The sequence below is a fragment of the Vibrio sp. 2-1-2a genome (assembly GCF_032648565.1).
Lineage (GTDB): Bacteria > Pseudomonadota > Gammaproteobacteria > Enterobacterales > Vibrionaceae > Vibrio > Vibrio diabolicus.
The window spans coordinates 43,942-60,289 of record NZ_WBOH01000002.1; the positions used below are offsets into that span (position 1 = coordinate 43,942).

17 protein-coding genes are annotated in these 16,348 nt (G+C 43.9%); 1 reads left to right on the forward strand and 16 read right to left on the reverse strand.

Annotated features, from left to right (window positions below):
- Window positions 1–107: 107 nt before the first annotated feature.
- Window positions 108–512 carry a hypothetical protein gene (locus F7Y48_RS04865; RefSeq protein ID WP_005394736.1) on the reverse strand — a complete coding sequence of 135 codons (405 nt, stop codon included), beginning with the start codon at window positions 510–512 and terminating at the stop codon, window positions 108–110.
- 273 nt (window positions 513–785) lie between these two features.
- On the opposite strand from F7Y48_RS04865, the gene F7Y48_RS04870 reads away from it, so the two are divergent.
- Complete coding sequence (locus tag F7Y48_RS04870; RefSeq protein WP_048625698.1) at window positions 786–1,451, forward strand: DUF2982 domain-containing protein; 666 nt, start codon at window positions 786–788, stop codon at window positions 1,449–1,451.
- Between the two features lie 18 nt (window positions 1,452–1,469).
- On the opposite strand, the gene F7Y48_RS04875 is transcribed toward F7Y48_RS04870, so the two are convergent.
- The 15 genes from F7Y48_RS04875 to nrfB all read right to left on the reverse strand — a co-directional run bounded on the left by F7Y48_RS04875 (window position 1,470) and on the right by nrfB (window position 15,914).
- Window positions 1,470–2,126: an MBL fold metallo-hydrolase gene (locus F7Y48_RS04875; RefSeq protein ID WP_048625699.1), complete on the reverse strand. Its 657-nt coding sequence runs from the start codon at window positions 2,124–2,126 to the stop codon at window positions 1,470–1,472.
- Between the two features lie 85 nt (window positions 2,127–2,211).
- Entirely contained in the window at window positions 2,212–2,760 is a 549-nt protein-coding gene (locus F7Y48_RS04880; RefSeq protein WP_167426430.1) for a DUF882 domain-containing protein, read from the reverse strand.
- A gap of 165 nt (window positions 2,761–2,925) precedes the next feature.
- A complete protein-coding gene (locus tag F7Y48_RS04885; protein ID WP_257896797.1) occupies window positions 2,926–4,467 on the reverse strand; it encodes a murein L,D-transpeptidase in 1,542 nt (513 codons plus the stop codon).
- Between the two features lie 141 nt (window positions 4,468–4,608).
- On the reverse strand, window positions 4,609–5,691 hold the full coding sequence (locus tag F7Y48_RS04890) for a DUF1513 domain-containing protein (RefSeq protein WP_176319980.1): 1,083 nt from the start codon (window positions 5,689–5,691) through the stop codon (window positions 4,609–4,611).
- Window positions 5,672–6,709 (reverse strand): imelysin family protein, encoded by a 1,038-nt coding sequence (locus F7Y48_RS04895; protein ID WP_316681900.1) that lies wholly within the window; start codon window positions 6,707–6,709, stop codon window positions 5,672–5,674. The genes F7Y48_RS04890 and F7Y48_RS04895 overlap by 20 nt, the downstream gene beginning before the upstream one ends.
- A 10-nt stretch (window positions 6,710–6,719) precedes the next feature.
- Entirely contained in the window at window positions 6,720–8,102 is a 1,383-nt protein-coding gene (locus tag F7Y48_RS04900; RefSeq protein WP_258506557.1) for a di-heme oxidoredictase family protein, read from the reverse strand.
- Window positions 8,103–8,199: 97 nt separating this feature from the next.
- Window positions 8,200–9,462, reverse strand: a complete 1,263-nt coding sequence (locus tag F7Y48_RS04905) for an imelysin family protein (protein WP_005394757.1) — start codon at window positions 9,460–9,462, stop codon at window positions 8,200–8,202.
- Between the two features lie 176 nt (window positions 9,463–9,638).
- The gene (locus tag F7Y48_RS04910) at window positions 9,639–10,295 is read right to left on the reverse strand and encodes a GTP cyclohydrolase II (protein ID WP_005394759.1); all 657 of its coding nucleotides are present in this window, start codon (window positions 10,293–10,295) and stop codon (window positions 9,639–9,641) included.
- A 216-nt stretch (window positions 10,296–10,511) separates the two neighbouring features.
- Entirely contained in the window at window positions 10,512–10,688 is a 177-nt protein-coding gene (locus F7Y48_RS04915) for a hypothetical protein (protein WP_005394761.1), read from the reverse strand.
- A 145-nt stretch (window positions 10,689–10,833) separates the two neighbouring features.
- A complete protein-coding gene (gene nrfF / locus F7Y48_RS04920) occupies window positions 10,834–11,244 on the reverse strand; it encodes a heme lyase NrfEFG subunit NrfF (protein ID WP_005394762.1) in 411 nt (136 codons plus the stop codon).
- Window positions 11,231–11,764 (reverse strand): DsbE family thiol:disulfide interchange protein, encoded by a 534-nt coding sequence (locus F7Y48_RS04925; RefSeq protein WP_258506560.1) that lies wholly within the window; start codon window positions 11,762–11,764, stop codon window positions 11,231–11,233. The genes nrfF and F7Y48_RS04925 overlap by 14 nt, the downstream gene beginning before the upstream one ends.
- Window positions 11,742–13,646: a heme lyase CcmF/NrfE family subunit gene (locus F7Y48_RS04930; protein WP_258506561.1), complete on the reverse strand. Its 1,905-nt coding sequence runs from the start codon at window positions 13,644–13,646 to the stop codon at window positions 11,742–11,744. The genes F7Y48_RS04925 and F7Y48_RS04930 overlap by 23 nt, the downstream gene beginning before the upstream one ends.
- A 9-nt stretch (window positions 13,647–13,655) precedes the next feature.
- On the reverse strand, window positions 13,656–14,627 hold the full coding sequence (gene nrfD / locus F7Y48_RS04935) for a cytochrome c nitrite reductase subunit NrfD (protein ID WP_258506563.1): 972 nt from the start codon (window positions 14,625–14,627) through the stop codon (window positions 13,656–13,658).
- Window positions 14,624–15,310, reverse strand: a complete 687-nt coding sequence (gene nrfC, locus F7Y48_RS04940) for a cytochrome c nitrite reductase Fe-S protein (RefSeq protein WP_258506565.1) — start codon at window positions 15,308–15,310, stop codon at window positions 14,624–14,626. Before nrfC ends, nrfD begins: the two co-directional genes overlap by 4 nt.
- A gap of 1 nt (window position 15,311) precedes the next feature.
- Window positions 15,312–15,914 carry a cytochrome c nitrite reductase pentaheme subunit gene (gene nrfB / locus F7Y48_RS04945; protein ID WP_104971904.1) on the reverse strand — a complete coding sequence of 201 codons (603 nt, stop codon included), beginning with the start codon at window positions 15,912–15,914 and terminating at the stop codon, window positions 15,312–15,314.
- Between the last annotated feature and the right edge of the window lie 434 nt (window positions 15,915–16,348).

Genomic DNA, 16,348 nt, shown 5'->3' on the forward strand with positions numbered 1-16,348 from the left:
ACTTATTGGCAGCGTTAAAATCAATACCTAATGGATTACTTTCAATACGAAGATAAAAAAATACCCCGGCATTGGCCGAGGTATTCAATCTAGAACGGTAGCGGTAATTAAACTGCTTTGTAGATAACTTTGTTACCTGCTAACTGCTCTTTTTGAACTAGGTTTTCTTCAAGAAGCTTCTTCAGTGCGCCAGTAGCCCATGATGCCGCTTTAGTATCTTCTTGACCTGCAGCTAGACCAATGCCTTTAGGGTTGATACCTTCAGCATTTGCTACAACGATGTCTAATACTTGTTGTTGCTTAGGAGTAAGGGCAACATCAACTGTTTTCACTGCAGCTACTTTTTTCTCAGCTACTACTTTCTCCGCAACAGCTTTTTCAGCAACAGAAGGTGCTACTGCTTTTTCGGCAACAGGCTTCACTGCTTTAGGTGCTGCAGCTAAGTTTGCTACTGTCGCTTTAATGCGTTTTTGCAGTTTCATCTGCACTTTACGCTTATGAGCAAGTCTCATTGAATATTTCTCCAGTTCACTGCATCTCAGCAGGGATGAAAATTTGAAGCGCGTTTTATACCAAAATTCACAAGCAATTTGTAGGTTTTAGCGGCGAAACGCGATGAAAAATGCGCTCAAAGCATAGAACGTCTACTATTTAATCAGATATTTTATGAACGGATTTATTGAATACTGGGTATAAAAACAGAGGTTTCTTTTATTTCAAATGCAAGTAAATGCATATTTAGTCATCCACGCATTTTTGATCAAGTATTCGATGAGGTTATAAGCATGGAAACGCTGCACCTAACAAATTCACATTTCAAACCCGACTCCCCTATCAACAGAATACTTTTGTTGCTCGTTGCACTGATAACCTTGTTTTTGGTTGTCATTTCTCCGGGATGGAAGCAAGCCATGTTGTCGGTCATTTTGATGTCTGCAATTGTTGGTTTCGCCATCTTGATGATCAAAAAAAGCCAAGTCACTTTTACGCTGACAGCTTCTCACTTCCAACAACATCTTTTTAAAGGCGGATGGGTCGTCCGATGGCGAAATATTGAGTCAATAGGGATTTGTAGCTACCAGCAGGAAGGGTGGCATCAGCCGCTACCTTGGATTGGTATTCGTCTAAAACACTACTCACCTTATTTGGATTCGATCTGCCCTCGTATAGCGACAGAAATTCTCCTTAGCCAACGCGCACTACTTTATTTAGGTGCGAAGCAAAATCAGTGTGAAGAAAAGTTTGAAGATATGGTGCTTGATCCTAAGCCATACATAAACAGCAACGGGGTTGAGTATAAAGGCTTGCTGGCGATGCTCGCCAACCGTATGAAATATCAAAGAGGATTTTACGGCTACGATCTGTTTATATCAGCCAGTGACCTAGATCGTGAAGCAGAGGATTTTGTGGGACTGACTCGGCGATACTTAGCTGCCGCCGAGCCAGAATAATGCTTACTACACGCGCTTTTAGTAAAGCGGCATCTCGTCAGCAACGAACGGGTTAGTTTTACGTTCGTGACCGAAAGTCGATTGAGGGCCGTGACCAGGGACAAACGTGACATCATTGCCTAAAGGCCACAGTTTCTCTTTGATAGAGCTAATCAAGGTATTGAAATCACCTTGTGGGAAGTCAGTTCGGCCAATGCTACCGTTAAACAATACGTCGCCCACAAACGCCAATCGCGCTTCTTCACTATAAAGAACAACGTGACCAGGGGTATGACCTGGTGTGTGGAATACCTTTAATACTTGATTACCAAATGTGACAGTGTCACCCTCATTTAACCATTGATGCGGTTCAAAAGCTTCAGTCAATGGGAAACCAAACATTTGGCTTTGCCCTTCTAGACCTTGTAGCCAAAAATTATCCGCTTTATGAGGTCCAATGATCTCAGTACCACCAAGCATTGCAGCCAGCGGCTCTGTTCCGCCAACATGATCTAGGTGCCCATGAGTTAGCACCAAGTTGACGATCTCGATGCCAAGCTCTTTAATGAGCATAGCAAGTTGCTTTTCGTCACCGCCTGGGTCAATAACGATGCCTTTCATCGTTTCATCACACCACACGATAGAACAGTTTTGAGAAAAAGATGTCACTGGGACAACTTGGTATTTCAGAGCCATAGAAAACCTATTACCAAACAAATTTGCGTTAAAACTGGCGCAACTATGACACTAACCCCATGCGACTTCAAGGCTTGCTATTGACTTACCAAGAACGCACAGCACCTGTATCGATATGGACAAAGTTACTACTTGGATAATACCCAACACCACCAGCTTTCAAGCTAATTGCTGCATCGCGTACAGTAGACAATTTCACTCCATCAAGACGGAAGTCTATGGCCTTACCTTCCATATGAAGACTTTTCTTTGCCACTCCGCTAGCCCCTTTGCGCAGGGACGCATTGGTCAAAGGCGAACGGTAACCAGAAATTACAATGACTTCTGCATCTGTACCGATCAGCTTTTGAATCTGGCTGATTTGATCGAACAAGCGTCGATCCATCGGATGAACTTCGTTTCGACGGTGATCACGACAAAACTCATTCAGCTTTTCTAGTTCATCATCAAGATAGCGTTTACCATCGAAATAGCATGTTTCGAGGAGCTCTCCAGTATTAAGGTTATTCATCGCCAACTCACGTGGCTCGTCAGGGAATGAAGCCCATGAAATCGATGGCAAGGCAGATGCCAATACCACGCCACCAGCGGCCATTTTAAGGAAATCTCGGCGGGAAAAATTACGACTTACCATTTCAAAAATAATGCTCAACAACTAAACAAGTCGCGGACATTACCCAAACACCTTTGTCACGTCAAACGCATAAATCGCTCCACCCTAATTTTAAGATGTGGTGATTGACGCTTAATTATTGAGCAAACAGAAGATTCTTAGTTTTGTAAATTTTATTTAAAGATTTCAACTACGGTGATCGTATTTATAGATATCATCTCGGTAGTAAAGTGTTCCCTCTTCTAGCCATGCGGTTTGATAAATAATGTGCACTTGGATGCGTTCTCCTAAAGGAACCGACGTGTTAGAGCGACGCGTACTTTCCCGTTTTTTCGCTAGGCGTTCTTCTAATCCCTGAGTTTTGAATAATAGCTCCGCCAGTTGGTCGGCATGTTCAACGCGGACACACCCGGAACTGAATGCGCGTCTATCTCGTTCGAACAAGTTTTTACTTGGCGTATCATGCAAATAGATAGCTTGGGGGTTTGGCATATTAAACTTATACAATCCCAATGCATTGTGTAAGCCCGATGCCTGTCGCATACGATAAGGAAATGTTCTCGGATTCACCGTCGCCCAATTGATGGTTGTAGGGTCAATAATTTCGTTTGAAGTCCAAGACCGGATGATTTGAATGTTGTGGTTAATCAAATACATCGGATTACGTTTCACTTTAGGAATGATGTCTTTCACCATTATGGTCCATGGCACATTCCATGTGGGGTTGAGAATGACGGAGTCAAGAGTCCCCGACATGATTGGTGTTTTTCTTGAGGCTCTGCCAACCACAACTTTAGACTCGAACAACGGTTGACCATCGTGCCAATACGTTACTTCGTATCCAGGTACATTTACAAAGACAACATTATCTCTGTCTTTGGACCAAATCCTTGAACGTTCTGAGTTCAGCGCCAATAGATGCAATCGTTCTTGAGGAGAAAAGTTGATCCATCGAATGGTATTCGGGCCAATCACCCCATCCTCTTTCAAGCCATGAATACGCTGAAACTCTTTCACCGCTAACTCTAATTCTTCATCATACTGTTGGGTCGTGATATCTAAATACGATACATCCACACCGACCACTTCCATACGCTCAATCAGAAGCGGTTTATTTTCTAATTGGTCACCGACACGGGCAAGGCCCGTTTGTTCATAGATTGGATATTGATACTGAGCGTGCTCGGATAAAGAGGAGTAAGCGGAATAAAAAGCTTCGTCCGTTTGTAAAGGAGAGCGAAGGCTTGCTAAGAATTGACCAAGTTTGCCAACCGTAATTTCGTTACTCAGTACGGACAAAGTATCGATACTAGGAGCAGGTAAAATCACGTGGGTTTTGTTAGCAAATAACCAGTTGATGCCTTCTTCAGGGAGCTGCTCGAGATAACTGAGATACATCAACAGTGAATCTGTCATCACCAAATCAAAGTCGAGGTTATCTCCCTGCCATCGAACTTGGTTTATACGATGGAGTTGATTCTCGAATTCGTCCGTGACGCCAGCAAGAGCAACCAAGTTTACTTGAAAAAGAAACTGCTCAATATCGCTTTCATTTTCCCAGTTCAAACGGTAATTGGTACTTTGATAAAGCTGGTCAATCACCTCTGGATAATGGATCATTTTTTCGACAGACAGCTTTTGTACCGCTCCCTCTTGCTCTGTTTGTGCAGAAGCTTCGAGAGAAACGACGGTAGAAAAGCTGAAAAACGGCACCATAAGTGCCGTCATGATTAAAACCCTAGCAAACACTGAAACGATCCTTGCGCTACTTGCCATAATGAAAAGTATGGCAAATATCTCACAGCTTGCAGGTTTAAAATTAAGAATCTGATGTCTAAATTAACATCAAGTTTCTTTATCTATTTGGGTTCAAACAATCTTTGACCAATGGTTATCCCATTGAACACCACTAAAAGAAGCGCTTTTATGTGTCGTTGGCCTTTGCTCAATCACTTTGCCAGCACCAGAGCTGACCCTGAATTCCTTTCCATATGTCACCACTCCCGATGCATCTGGCAAAGCACTTAACTCAACCAACTTCCCTGTAGCTTTGGACCATATCCCATAACAACTGCCCGGAGGAGAAGTCGCAAGGATCCATTCATCCGTCGCCGCGATACTCGCGACATAGTGATTAAATCTCGCCCACTCTTCGGGTTCCGCATGCAAAGATTGCATTACACCTCCACGAATGTGCATCGCAAGTAAAGCTGGGTATTCATCCGGCTCTCCACGATATTGTTGACCACACAGTACCGTCTCTGCACCATCATGCGCTAAATGACGGATGCTCAACTTATGATCTGGTAAAGAGACTTGATCCAACAGCTCACCTTCTTGTGAAAGGTAACTCAGGCTTGGTCTCATGCTATCTAGATTGAGCGGTTCACGGCCGTTGGTGTGTACGCCACCGACGCCAATCGCTAATGCGCCATCAGGCATCATGATCACTTCATGAGGGCCGAGGCCAAAACCTGTTAACTCATCGATCTTTTGATATTGCTTTTGCACATCATAAACACCGATGATCCCACGGCTTGTGCCCCTTTCCCCTTCTGTAGCAAATAGCAACATACCGTCATGGGAGTAAACACCATGACCATAGAAATGGCGATCCGGTTTTGCTAGCTGCAGCTTGATCATCTGCTCTGAGCGATAATCAAACACCATGAAGAAAGTTCCTGGTCGACGACCAAAGACCACTGCGTGACCTTGTGGGTTGGTCGCCACACCATGACCACGCTCAGGAATCGGCAACGAAGATAGCGGCATACCATGCTCATCGGCCACTACCGCTGCGTATTTATCTCGGCCGATGATTGAGCAGCCAATCAACGCTGGTTGACGTGAACGTGTTGAAGCACAACCAAATGGCATCATAGGTGCGGCCGCACCAAAGAGTGCGGCTTTCAGTAAGGTTCGGCGGGTTTGATCAGTCACCATCGGTTGCATTAAATCCTATAACCACGCCAAGCTCGATCGCCACCTCTTCATGGATCAAGTACTTCAATTGCTCTAGCTTATTGTATTGAGCGAGTACCATGCGGTAGCCTTCTTTACTTTGTAAAGCCGTGAACAAACTCTTATCTTCCGGCCATGTTTCCAACGCCATTTCAAACTGGTGAACAACACGGTCTGCGAGACCTGCATGGCCTTGCTCTCTTAGTAGAGTATCTAGACCATTACCGTTGGCAAGATACAGCGCTTCCATTGCTTCAAGGTTTGCTTTTAAGTTTGAAAGCGACGTCTCTGAACGCCAAGATTCAGAAAAGTAAGGACGAGGCTGACCAATTTTAGCTAACGGTCTGCTCAGCTTTTTCATACTGTAGTCAAGCTGATTAGAGAGCAGCGAAATGTATTCGGATTTCCATTCCGTCATCTCTAACGACTTCCAAGGATTTTGTGCCCAAGAATCTGCGATGATCTGCGCTTTGTTCTCTAGGTTTTCAGCAATTGCGACACCTGCCGCACAGGTATTGCTGTTGTTAGATAAGGTCGACGCTTTATCGTAAAGCAGCCATTCTAGTGCACCTAGGCCTTGCACAGTAACACTTTGCGTGGAGATCTTTTCCGCACTCCAAACTTGGTCAGATTTCGTCAGCACAGACATTTTTCGGCCAGTGGTGTTCTTTTTATCTGGCCAAAACTGGACATTCCAACTTTGCTCCAACGCCGTAGCAGGGCCACGCTCTTGACCTTGTAATGCCATCCACGTCAGCATCGTTTGGTGCCATTGCTGTTTTACTTGCGCATCATCTTTCGTCTCTGATGTGCAGTTATCCGCGAAGCTTTGTTCTAGTCCTGTGGTTTGCGCTAAAAACGTCTGCGCAGATTGAAACTCAACTTCATAGACCGCTTGAGAAATATGACTTGTACTCTCAGGCTTGGCAGAGCGAGAACCGACTGTCGATTGACAACCAACCAAACTGAACGTTGCGGCAATCGCACTCACTAACAGTGTTTTTTTCATGGTTGCTTCCTTATAGAGAATTCAGAAACGCAATCAATGCATCACGTTCTTTTTTGTTCAGTGCTAGCACGTTTTGTTTGGCCGTTTCCGCTTCACCGCCGTGCCACAATACCGCTTCCATCAGATTACGGGCGCGGCCATCATGTAAGAAGTAACTATGCCCGTTTACTTCTTCGGTATAACCAATGCCCCATAGGGGTGCCGTTCGCCATTCACGGCCGTTTGCTAAGTACTCAGGACGGTTATCGGCTAAACCTTCCCCCATGTCATGCAGAAGCATGTCTGTATATGGATGGATAAGCTGCTCAGAAAGCGCTGGTAACTCTGGTCGCTTCGCCGTTTTGACACTGGTCTTATGGCAGCTTTCACAGCCAGAAGCCGCAAAGATTTTCTGACCGAGTTTCACGCTAGGATCGTTCATATTTCGGCGAATAGGTACGGCTAAGTGCTGGCTGTAAAACTCAACGAAGTCGAGAATATTTTCACTCACTTCTGGTTTACCGCCATTTGGCATGTCGTCACAAATACTTTGTTTCGAGGTACAGTTTTCATTGGGGAATAAATGGCTCGTCAGACCCACATCACCATTGAATGCTGCTGCATTTTGCTGCATTAACGTCGGTTGTCCGGCTTTCCAGCCAAAACGACCAATCGAGAAGTCGTCCTTCTCAATATCCCAAACCTTGTTTACTTTACCTGAGATACCGTCTTTATTTGCATCTTGTGCATCAGCCCATGCAAGTAGCGTTTCGTCAGGAATACTCTCTAACAAACCAAGGCCGATCATTGGCGGTGCAACACGCGCTGAAAATTCCGTATCTGGGTGCATATCGCCGTAACCCAGATCAGTAATGTTCAAATAAGGTTTTCTTAGTGTCACCGTCGTGCCGTCTTTAAATTTTACTGGCACATCGGTGTAAGTAATTTCGATTTTGCCTTCTGGCGTTTGATCTTGCAGGGCGAAATCTTGAAGCTGACCACCATAAGTCGGCTCAGGTATAACGCCATCTTTGATGTACGCTGTCTTTTGTTCTGGCGTCATCGCAGGGATGCTCAAACGCACTAACATGGACACCGCATGCAAATCATTTTGCTCTGGAGGATGACCACGACCATCTTTGATGTGGCAGTTTTGACAACCATTTGTATTGAAAAGAGGTCCCAAACCATCTCTGGCATCGGTAGACGCTGGCGCTTGTACCCAAGGGTTGCGGAAAAAACTATTGCCCACGCTAAAATCAAGACGTTTACTCATAGGAAGGTTCGCGGCAGGAAGAGAATACGCGTTGGCGCCTTCTTTTTTGACGCTCGTTTGTCCACCAGATTTCACATCATACGCGATAGCAGTAGAAGAAAAGATCACGGCCAAGGCCGAAATTAAGTAAGGCTTCATATCATTGCTCTAAAACACAACAAGAGGGGTGGGATAACAGCGAGTTAAAACGGTAAAGGGCTCAAACGAGCCCTTTCAATTATTTTTTGTACTTTGATTAAAACTCGTGGTCAGCAGTATCAGGGCTTAGGCTATCAATGCCAATGATACCCGCAGCACGTTCAATTGAACCGGTTTGAGCAACCAATGACATGATGGTGTCATTCACTAACGTGTTGCCTTGTGCATTACCCGCTGCAATTAACTGGTCGAAGTGTTGGTTGTTCTTCTCCGCAGACGTAACCAATTTACCAACTTGATTACGCGTAACATCAAACTGCTTCTGGATCTCTTTAGCTGCTTGTTTGTCTTTTTGAGCCACTAGGTCAGCAATACTCGGACCAGAAAGCAATGTGCCGTCTTCACGCTTGTAAAGACCTGTGTAAACGTTATAGATGCCCTGCTCGTTGTAGTAATGAGAGTTGTGCGTATTGTCTGAGAAACAATCGTGCTCATCTTCTGTCGAGTTTGCTTCCAACGCCACCTTCATGCGCTCACCAGCAAGCTCACCTAAAGACAATGACCCCATACCGAACAACATTTTACGTAGGCCATTATCCGCAGAATCATTAAGAAGCGTTTCACGGTAGTTGCCTTTCACTTCCGCAGACCACTGTTTTTCCATCCACTCAAGATCTTGAACCAGTAGATCGGCTGCCGCTTTTAGGTACTCACCACGACGGTCACAGTGACCATTCGTACACTCAGGACCGACAACGAAGTCTGTGTAAGCGCGCTGACCTGCGCCTGCGTTTGTGCCGTTTAGGTCTTGACCCCAAAGTAAGAATTCAATCGCGTGGTAACCTGACGCAACGTTTGCCTCAGAACCACCTACTTCGTTGAGATCCGCTAGCAATTCTGGAGTAATTTTTGCAACGTCTAGTTTAGAAGCACCAATCTGTAAACTGGTGTTTGCGATGATGTTTGCAGCTGCGCCTTCGTTACCGAGTTCATATTGGTAATCTGTCGCCACGTAGTCAATTAGGCCTTCATCAAGTGGCCAGGCATTTAACTGCCCTTCCCAGTCATCAACAATCGCGTTACCAAAACGGAATACTTCAGATTGTTGGTACGGAACGCGAGAGTCTAGCCACGCTTGTTTTACTTCTTCAAGCTTATCCGCTGATGGCGATTTTAGAAATTCGTCGATTTTTACGTCGAGCGTTTTCGCCGTTGTCACTGAGTCAGCAAAGACTGCATGTGCAACGTCTGCATAATGTTCAACGACTTGTTGTTTCGTTACTTGGGCAGCAACGGTAGAACCACTGGCAATGAGGAGTGATGCAGCAATAGATTGGACTAAAACTGTTTTTGCATTCATCTGAAGCATCCTTGTTGAGCAATTTATTTGTTTTATTCGTAGTGCTAATTATTCTTATTTGCACTATTAGTCACGAGATAATACAAATTTACAATTTATTTTCAACTCTAGATACAAAAAAAGCCTCATCATTGTGAGGCTTTTAACATGCAAAACTGATAATTTAATAAATAAAATCAGAATTTTAGATTGTGCTTACCATGAGAAACTTTTGCTTTTAGGTAGCTTTCATTACCATCTTTAATATGTGCAGATGTATTGACAACCTCAACAATCTCGATGCCGTACTCTGCTAATTCACGGATTTTCTTAGGGTTGTTGGTCACAAGGCGAATTTTACTTACACCTAATGCTTCGAGCATTTGCGCTGCTTCAGTGAAATCACGAAGGTCATCGTCAAAGCCCAAATGGTTGTTTGCTTCATAGGTGTTCATACCTTGGCTTTGCAAACGGTACGCATCAATCTTGTTGTATAGACCAATACCACGACCTTCCTGACGTAGGTACAAAATAATACCGCCAGATTCGCCCATGCGTTGAATGGTTTCTTCTAATTGCTCGCCGCAATCACAACGGGATGAGTGAAAAACATCACCAGTAAGACATTCTGAATGCATACGCACCAAAGGCGTTTCTTGCGTTTGATCCGCTTGCCTAAAGATAACTGCCACATGCTCTTTATCTGTCTTCAGGCCACGAAAAGACAGGATTTCAGCATCGATATTACTTTTAGCCCCGACTTTAAAATCTACTCTGGCACGTACTTCCGCCATATCTATACTCACTCGATTTATTGCTTGATGCGCTTGATGCGTTTTCGTTATTGCATTCATGGGATTCACTCATTGCTCTTCAACTATGGGGATTGATACCGCATTTTTCAATATAGAGATCACAATTGAGAGCAGTTATCCCCTAAAGACAGCCAAAGAGAACAACTCCCCGCGCTGACGAATTGTTATAGTATAACAATTTTGAAAAACTACAATAAAAAACCCCAGACAAATTTTGTCTGGGGTTGATAATGAGTTGTATGTAGGGGTGATGATTTAATGTGTTTGGCTACGTTTCCAAACCGTAAGCTCTATCCATACCGCTTCGAGTTCTTGAATTTCTTCTTCGGTTAATACGGCAAGAGACGATGTAACTTGAGGCAGTTTCGAGGTTTGCAATGCACGAATCTGCGAATAAAAGTCTTTTTTTAACTGTAATATAACTGAATCCACTGCGTGCACCTACTTAGTTCTTTTATTACTTCTCCAGCTCAAATCGTTGATTTTCTTTATACTGGAATCTTCATAAATTCGGAAAATGATAACATTCTGTTTGTTATCTGCACGATTTATTTCCCATAGTGGAATAGTGGTCACATTATTGACGCTTTATCATTTTGATCGAAAATAGGATAAAAAAGATCAAAAGTAATAGAGGAAAGATCCACAACGCTGCTGTCGAATAATTAAATGGTGGCTGATACAAAACGATATTCCCATATCTCTGAACCAAATAATCTTTTACCTCTTGATCCGTACTTCCTTCGTTTACCATCGAGTACACTTTCAATCTTAAATCTTTAGCGGCTTGTGCATTAGATTCAACAAGGTTTTGGTTTTGACATTGTGGGCATCGCAAAGCCTTAGCTAATGCATTTGCTCTTTGTTGCAGTTCAACGGAATGAAATTCAAACAGATCAACATGCTGCGTAATTTGCTCTGCTTTGACCCAAGAAGAACACAAAGAAAACAAAACAATAATGAAGTAAGCATATTTAAAGTGAGACATTAAAATACCCCGAAAATAACGAGTTCCATTTGTCTATTGTTAACTTACCTCTATATTTGATCAAAACATTGCCATTTTGATCAATTAAGTAAGTTTCCGGCGTTCCTATTACACCAAGTTCAACCGCCAGTTGCCCATTAGGATCGGATATAACTTCGGTATATGGATTGTGTGAAGAGCTCAAATAGCGTTTAGCCGCGCTCTCTTTATCTCGATAGTTAAGACCAAAGATGGGCACACCTTGTCGAGCTAAGTTGAGCAAATCATCATGTTCTTGTTTACAACCCCCGCACCAAGACGCCCAAACATTCAATAGCACATAACCTTGATTTTCTAGTACTGCATCGGTGATTCGATTGCCTGAAATGAGTGAGTAAGCGGTAAAATCTGGGATAGATAACATACGATTTTGTTGTATTTCTACGTTTGGTCTATCGGATAATGCCATTGTCGCGGTGACAAAAAAAATCGCAACTAGCAATATGAGAACGATCAGTTTAAGCGTATTTTTCGATCTCACTACCTTTTCCCCTTAGATTCATCATACTCCCCAAAGCACTTATTACGATTAAAGCGCCACCAAACCATATCCACCATATGCCCGCGCGATATTGCACTTTAATTGCGTAGGCGCTGTTGTCGAGCTTGTCACCCAAAGTGATGTAGTAGTCTCCATGCCATAGTGATCGAATAGCGGGCTCGGTCATATTCATCACGCGTACAGGGTAATGCCGTTTCTCGGGTTGAAAGTTCAACGCCTTACCGCTCTCCAAATAAAGATCAACACTTCCCTGTTCTGCGGTGTAGTTCGGCCCAACTAACCATTCAATTCCATGATAATCAACGGTGATACCCGCTTTTTGATACGAGCTACCAGGCTCTGCCCGTAAGTTGTATTCATACGAATAGTCACTATTAAATACTGCTCCGCTTGCAGCCAACGCAAAGCCAATATGAGCAAGAAGCATAGGCATTAATTTGCTCTTGTTTTCTGCACAAAACAGCAAAAGCAAATGAGAAACCACTACCCACGTCGCTAATACCAGAGTAATCAAAGTCGTTATATGAAGCTCTTTTGTAGTAAAAACGAAAATAGTACTAACCGCAATAACATGAATACCGACAAACCCAATGGTTTTAACGGCATGAGGACTGGCTCCTTTCGTCCACTTCAACACGGGCATAAAGGCGAGAAAGGTCAGAGCAAGTAATGTAAGGGGAAAAACGAGGCTGTTAAAGTAAGGTGCCCCAACGGATATATTACCCAAGCCAAGCAGTTGATAGAGCATTGGGTAAAAGGTACCGAGGAAAACAATCGCCATACAAACAACGAGAAGTCCAATAGCGATGTATACCATGTAGGCACGACTTATTAACGAATCGAGCGTAAAACGAGGAATATGTAGCCCTCGCACAATGAGCACACCAAAAGTGACAACCACCAAAACGCTGAGAACAGCAAGAAGTACTACACCTTTGGTTGGATCAACCGCAAACGCGTGTACTGAGGTTAATACACCTGATCTCACCACAAATGTGCCGAGAATACTCAAACTGAACGTCGCAAAAGCCAATGCGTAGGTGCTCCAAATTGCTCCTTTATTACGCTTCGACAACACACCACTATGCAGTAATGCAGTACCCATTAACCAAGGCAGCAAAGACGCGTTTTCTACCGGGTCCCAAAACCACCACCCGCCCCAACCTAATTCATTGTATGCCCACCAAGCACCGATCAAAATTCCAATTGTTAGCGTACCCCAAGCAAAGAAAGCGGCACTACGGGCAACACCATACCATTCATTTATAGGTCGCTTCGCTAATAACGCAGCTAAAGCGAACGCCAGTATCGCGGCATAACCAACGTAACCCAAATACAACAGCGGTGGATGAATAATAAGCCCGATATCTTGCAACATCGGATTGAGATCTCGTCCCTCCAACGCTAGCGTCTGAGCATACTCAAAAGGATTGGACGTGGTGAGGGTAAACCAAGCGAAAATAGCAATAAGTAAGTTCATGATACCCAAGCAATCGCCTGTATATTGAGTGCAAACTGGCGACTTGATAGCAATAAAAGAGGCCCATAAGCTCAACGTAACCACCCAAAACAACATAGACCCTTGATGGCCGCCCCAAGCAGCTGCAATCTTAAACGCGATAGGTAACTGGCTGTTCGAGTGTGTAACCACATACTCAAGCGCAAAATTATCCTGAATAAAACAGACTATCAAAAGCGCCAAACAAACTAAGGAGGCTAAGCTGATAATGTGAGACGTTGCGGTTTGGTGTGGCAACACTCCCTTCTTCCGCAGCGTAAAGCAAACCCAATGCAGCAGCGTCGCACATGTCGATGCGACAGCCACCAATATCAACAAAAAGAAACCGAGCTCAGCCTCCATTTTGCCTCCTTACACGATGGTCATTTGACCAGCATAGAGAATGAAAGTACGCAGCATGAGTACGCCAACCAAACTCAACGTTGTGACCGCAAAAACGTAACTTCCTCTATGACGAACTTCTGAAGGCGTTAGCCAGTTTAGTGTCAACGGTGTGATCATTCCGATGAGCACCACCCCAACCCAGAACCACTGAGCCCAGAATCCACTCGAAATGGCATTCCAAGCCGCGGCTTCATTTTGCCCGCCACTAAAGATAAGCCCAGTAAAGAATGTCACTAAGACAAACAGCTCAAACAATACCACTGGGCGTTCAAATCCGTGCACCCAAGACACACTAGGGCTGCTGGTCGACTCTTTAAACACCAAGATGCCGAACATCAAACATGCTGCTGCGCCAGATGACAAACTAGAGAATAGGAATAAGATTGGCAGTACTGGATTGTTTAGCATTGGGTAAGTCTTCAATGCAGACAATAAGAAGCCGGTGTATGCCGCAAGCACGATCGCTAAAAAGCCCAAGAACAACTCAATCGCGTTGTTGGCTTTCCCTGCTTTAATCAAGATGCCATCGGTAAAATCCAACAGTTTGCTCGGTAACTTCCCTTCACAAAAGCTGATGATTTGATGGCGGAAGATAACGCCGATCCAAACAAACAGCACTAGCATGTACACTTGGAACAAGATCACGCCCATCGACATTACCGACGTTGGGTTGTAGTAAATCATGATCTTCCAAAACTCAAGCGGTTTAGTTAAGTGGAAAATCAAAATCACTAAGCCAGAAATAATGCCAAATGGCGCTAGCCAAGCCATTGCTTTTATAATGCCATTGTTTGCGGGATCGCCTTCAATCACTTTGCGTTTTAAATAGATAGAAATCATCACCGCACCTGCTGACATCCCAGCGAGGAATAAGTAAATCGCAATAATCCAATCCCAGACTAACGAGTCAAAGTGGAATGCACTTTCGAAGCCGTTCATGATGACACCTCCCCTTTGCTATGCGGAATTTTGTACAGTTTAGGCTGCGTACCTAAATGCGATTTATCGCGATAGACAACATGGCTTTCAATGGCTTTGCTCACCTCACTAGTTGGGTCATTCAAATCACCAAAAATGAGAGCTTTTGTTGGGCAAGATTCCACGCAAGCTGGCTGCTTACCTTGTGCTAGGTTGGTATCACGGCAGAAGTTACATTTATCCGCAGAGTGATCGACTGGATTAAAGAAGCGCACTTGGTAAGGACAAGCAGCAAGGCAATAACCACATCCGACACATTTCTCTTTGTGTACATCCACAATGCCCGTCGCTTCATCTTTGTATGCTGCGCCTGTTGGGCACACATAGACACATGGTGGATTATCACAGTGCTGACAGGATTCGCGAGTAAACTGGTATTCCACATCTGGGAATTCGCCAGTCGGTTCACTGCGATGAATTTTAAGTCGCGTTACGCCTTCAGGGACTTTATTTACTTCGCGACAAGCATCGGTACAAGCGGTACAGCCAATACAGGCATTTTCATCATGAACCATACCCATGCGTTTCGCTTGTTCACTGTTGCTGGCATAAAGAGAGGAGCTAACAACGGTAGTGCCTGCAACGCCTGTAGTTAAAATCAACGCGCCGCTGCCGGCTAAAAAGTTTCTTCTCGAACATTTCATGCTATCTCTCCTCTTCTTTGGCAAGTTCAGGTTCGACGGCAAATTCAGAGTGACAATCCACACACTGCTTGATCAGTTGTTTTCTGTCGTACGACAACGCTTTGGCTTTCGCTGCGTGTACATCGTGGCAATTTGAACAAGTGAGGTTTTTGGCGTGCACATCGTGCGTCCAGTGGCTTTCTCTAAGCTGTGTCGGTGCATGGCAATCCACACACTGGCTATTAGCTTTGAGAATCAAGCTTGGGTCAAGGGACACTTTGTCGTGCACCGCTTTCGATTGCGCAGCAGAAAACTTAATCACATCGGGTGCGCCTTCACGGTGATCAGGGCCAATGTTGCTGTGGCAGTTAGTGCAATTGAGCTGCTTACCTTGACTCAATAACGCTTGCGAATCATGCGATAGATTCAGAGTATCTTTAGCATCCTTATGACATTGAAGACATTTATAGTCTCGGTCACGAATCAACTCGACTTGATGACGCTCAGCTTGAGCACCTTCAACTGGCTCTGAAGAAGTCGCATGGGCGGCGGTGAAAAAACCATAGATGGCAAAGATGAAGAGAAATTTCAGCATTGTCTCTATGGTCAATTTTATATTGCCCATATTTTTCTTTCCTTAGCTCGATAATAATTGATAACTGTTATCAACTATTATTTGAGCAACAATTAATTTCCTCTGAAGATATTTTTACACCTTCAAATGACATCAATTCTTATTTTGGAAAGCCACAACGCTAAACCTGTATTTATAATACCTCTATAATTCCTAAGAGGTAGAATCACATGTTCAAAAAGCGAACTTAATCACCTTATTTTTAAAATGGTTATCCCCATAACACACTGTGATTAAAGGGGATTACAATATACCACTTTAGGGGTATATGAACTTAAACATGATTAAGATCACTAGCATAAATTGATCTAAAACAAGGCCAATTTCGGTCACTATTTCATCTATTCAATTCACTATTAATATTAACGATAGATCTCCGATTCTTATTTGGAATAGCTCCTCACAACGCTGCTAATAAAAACGAA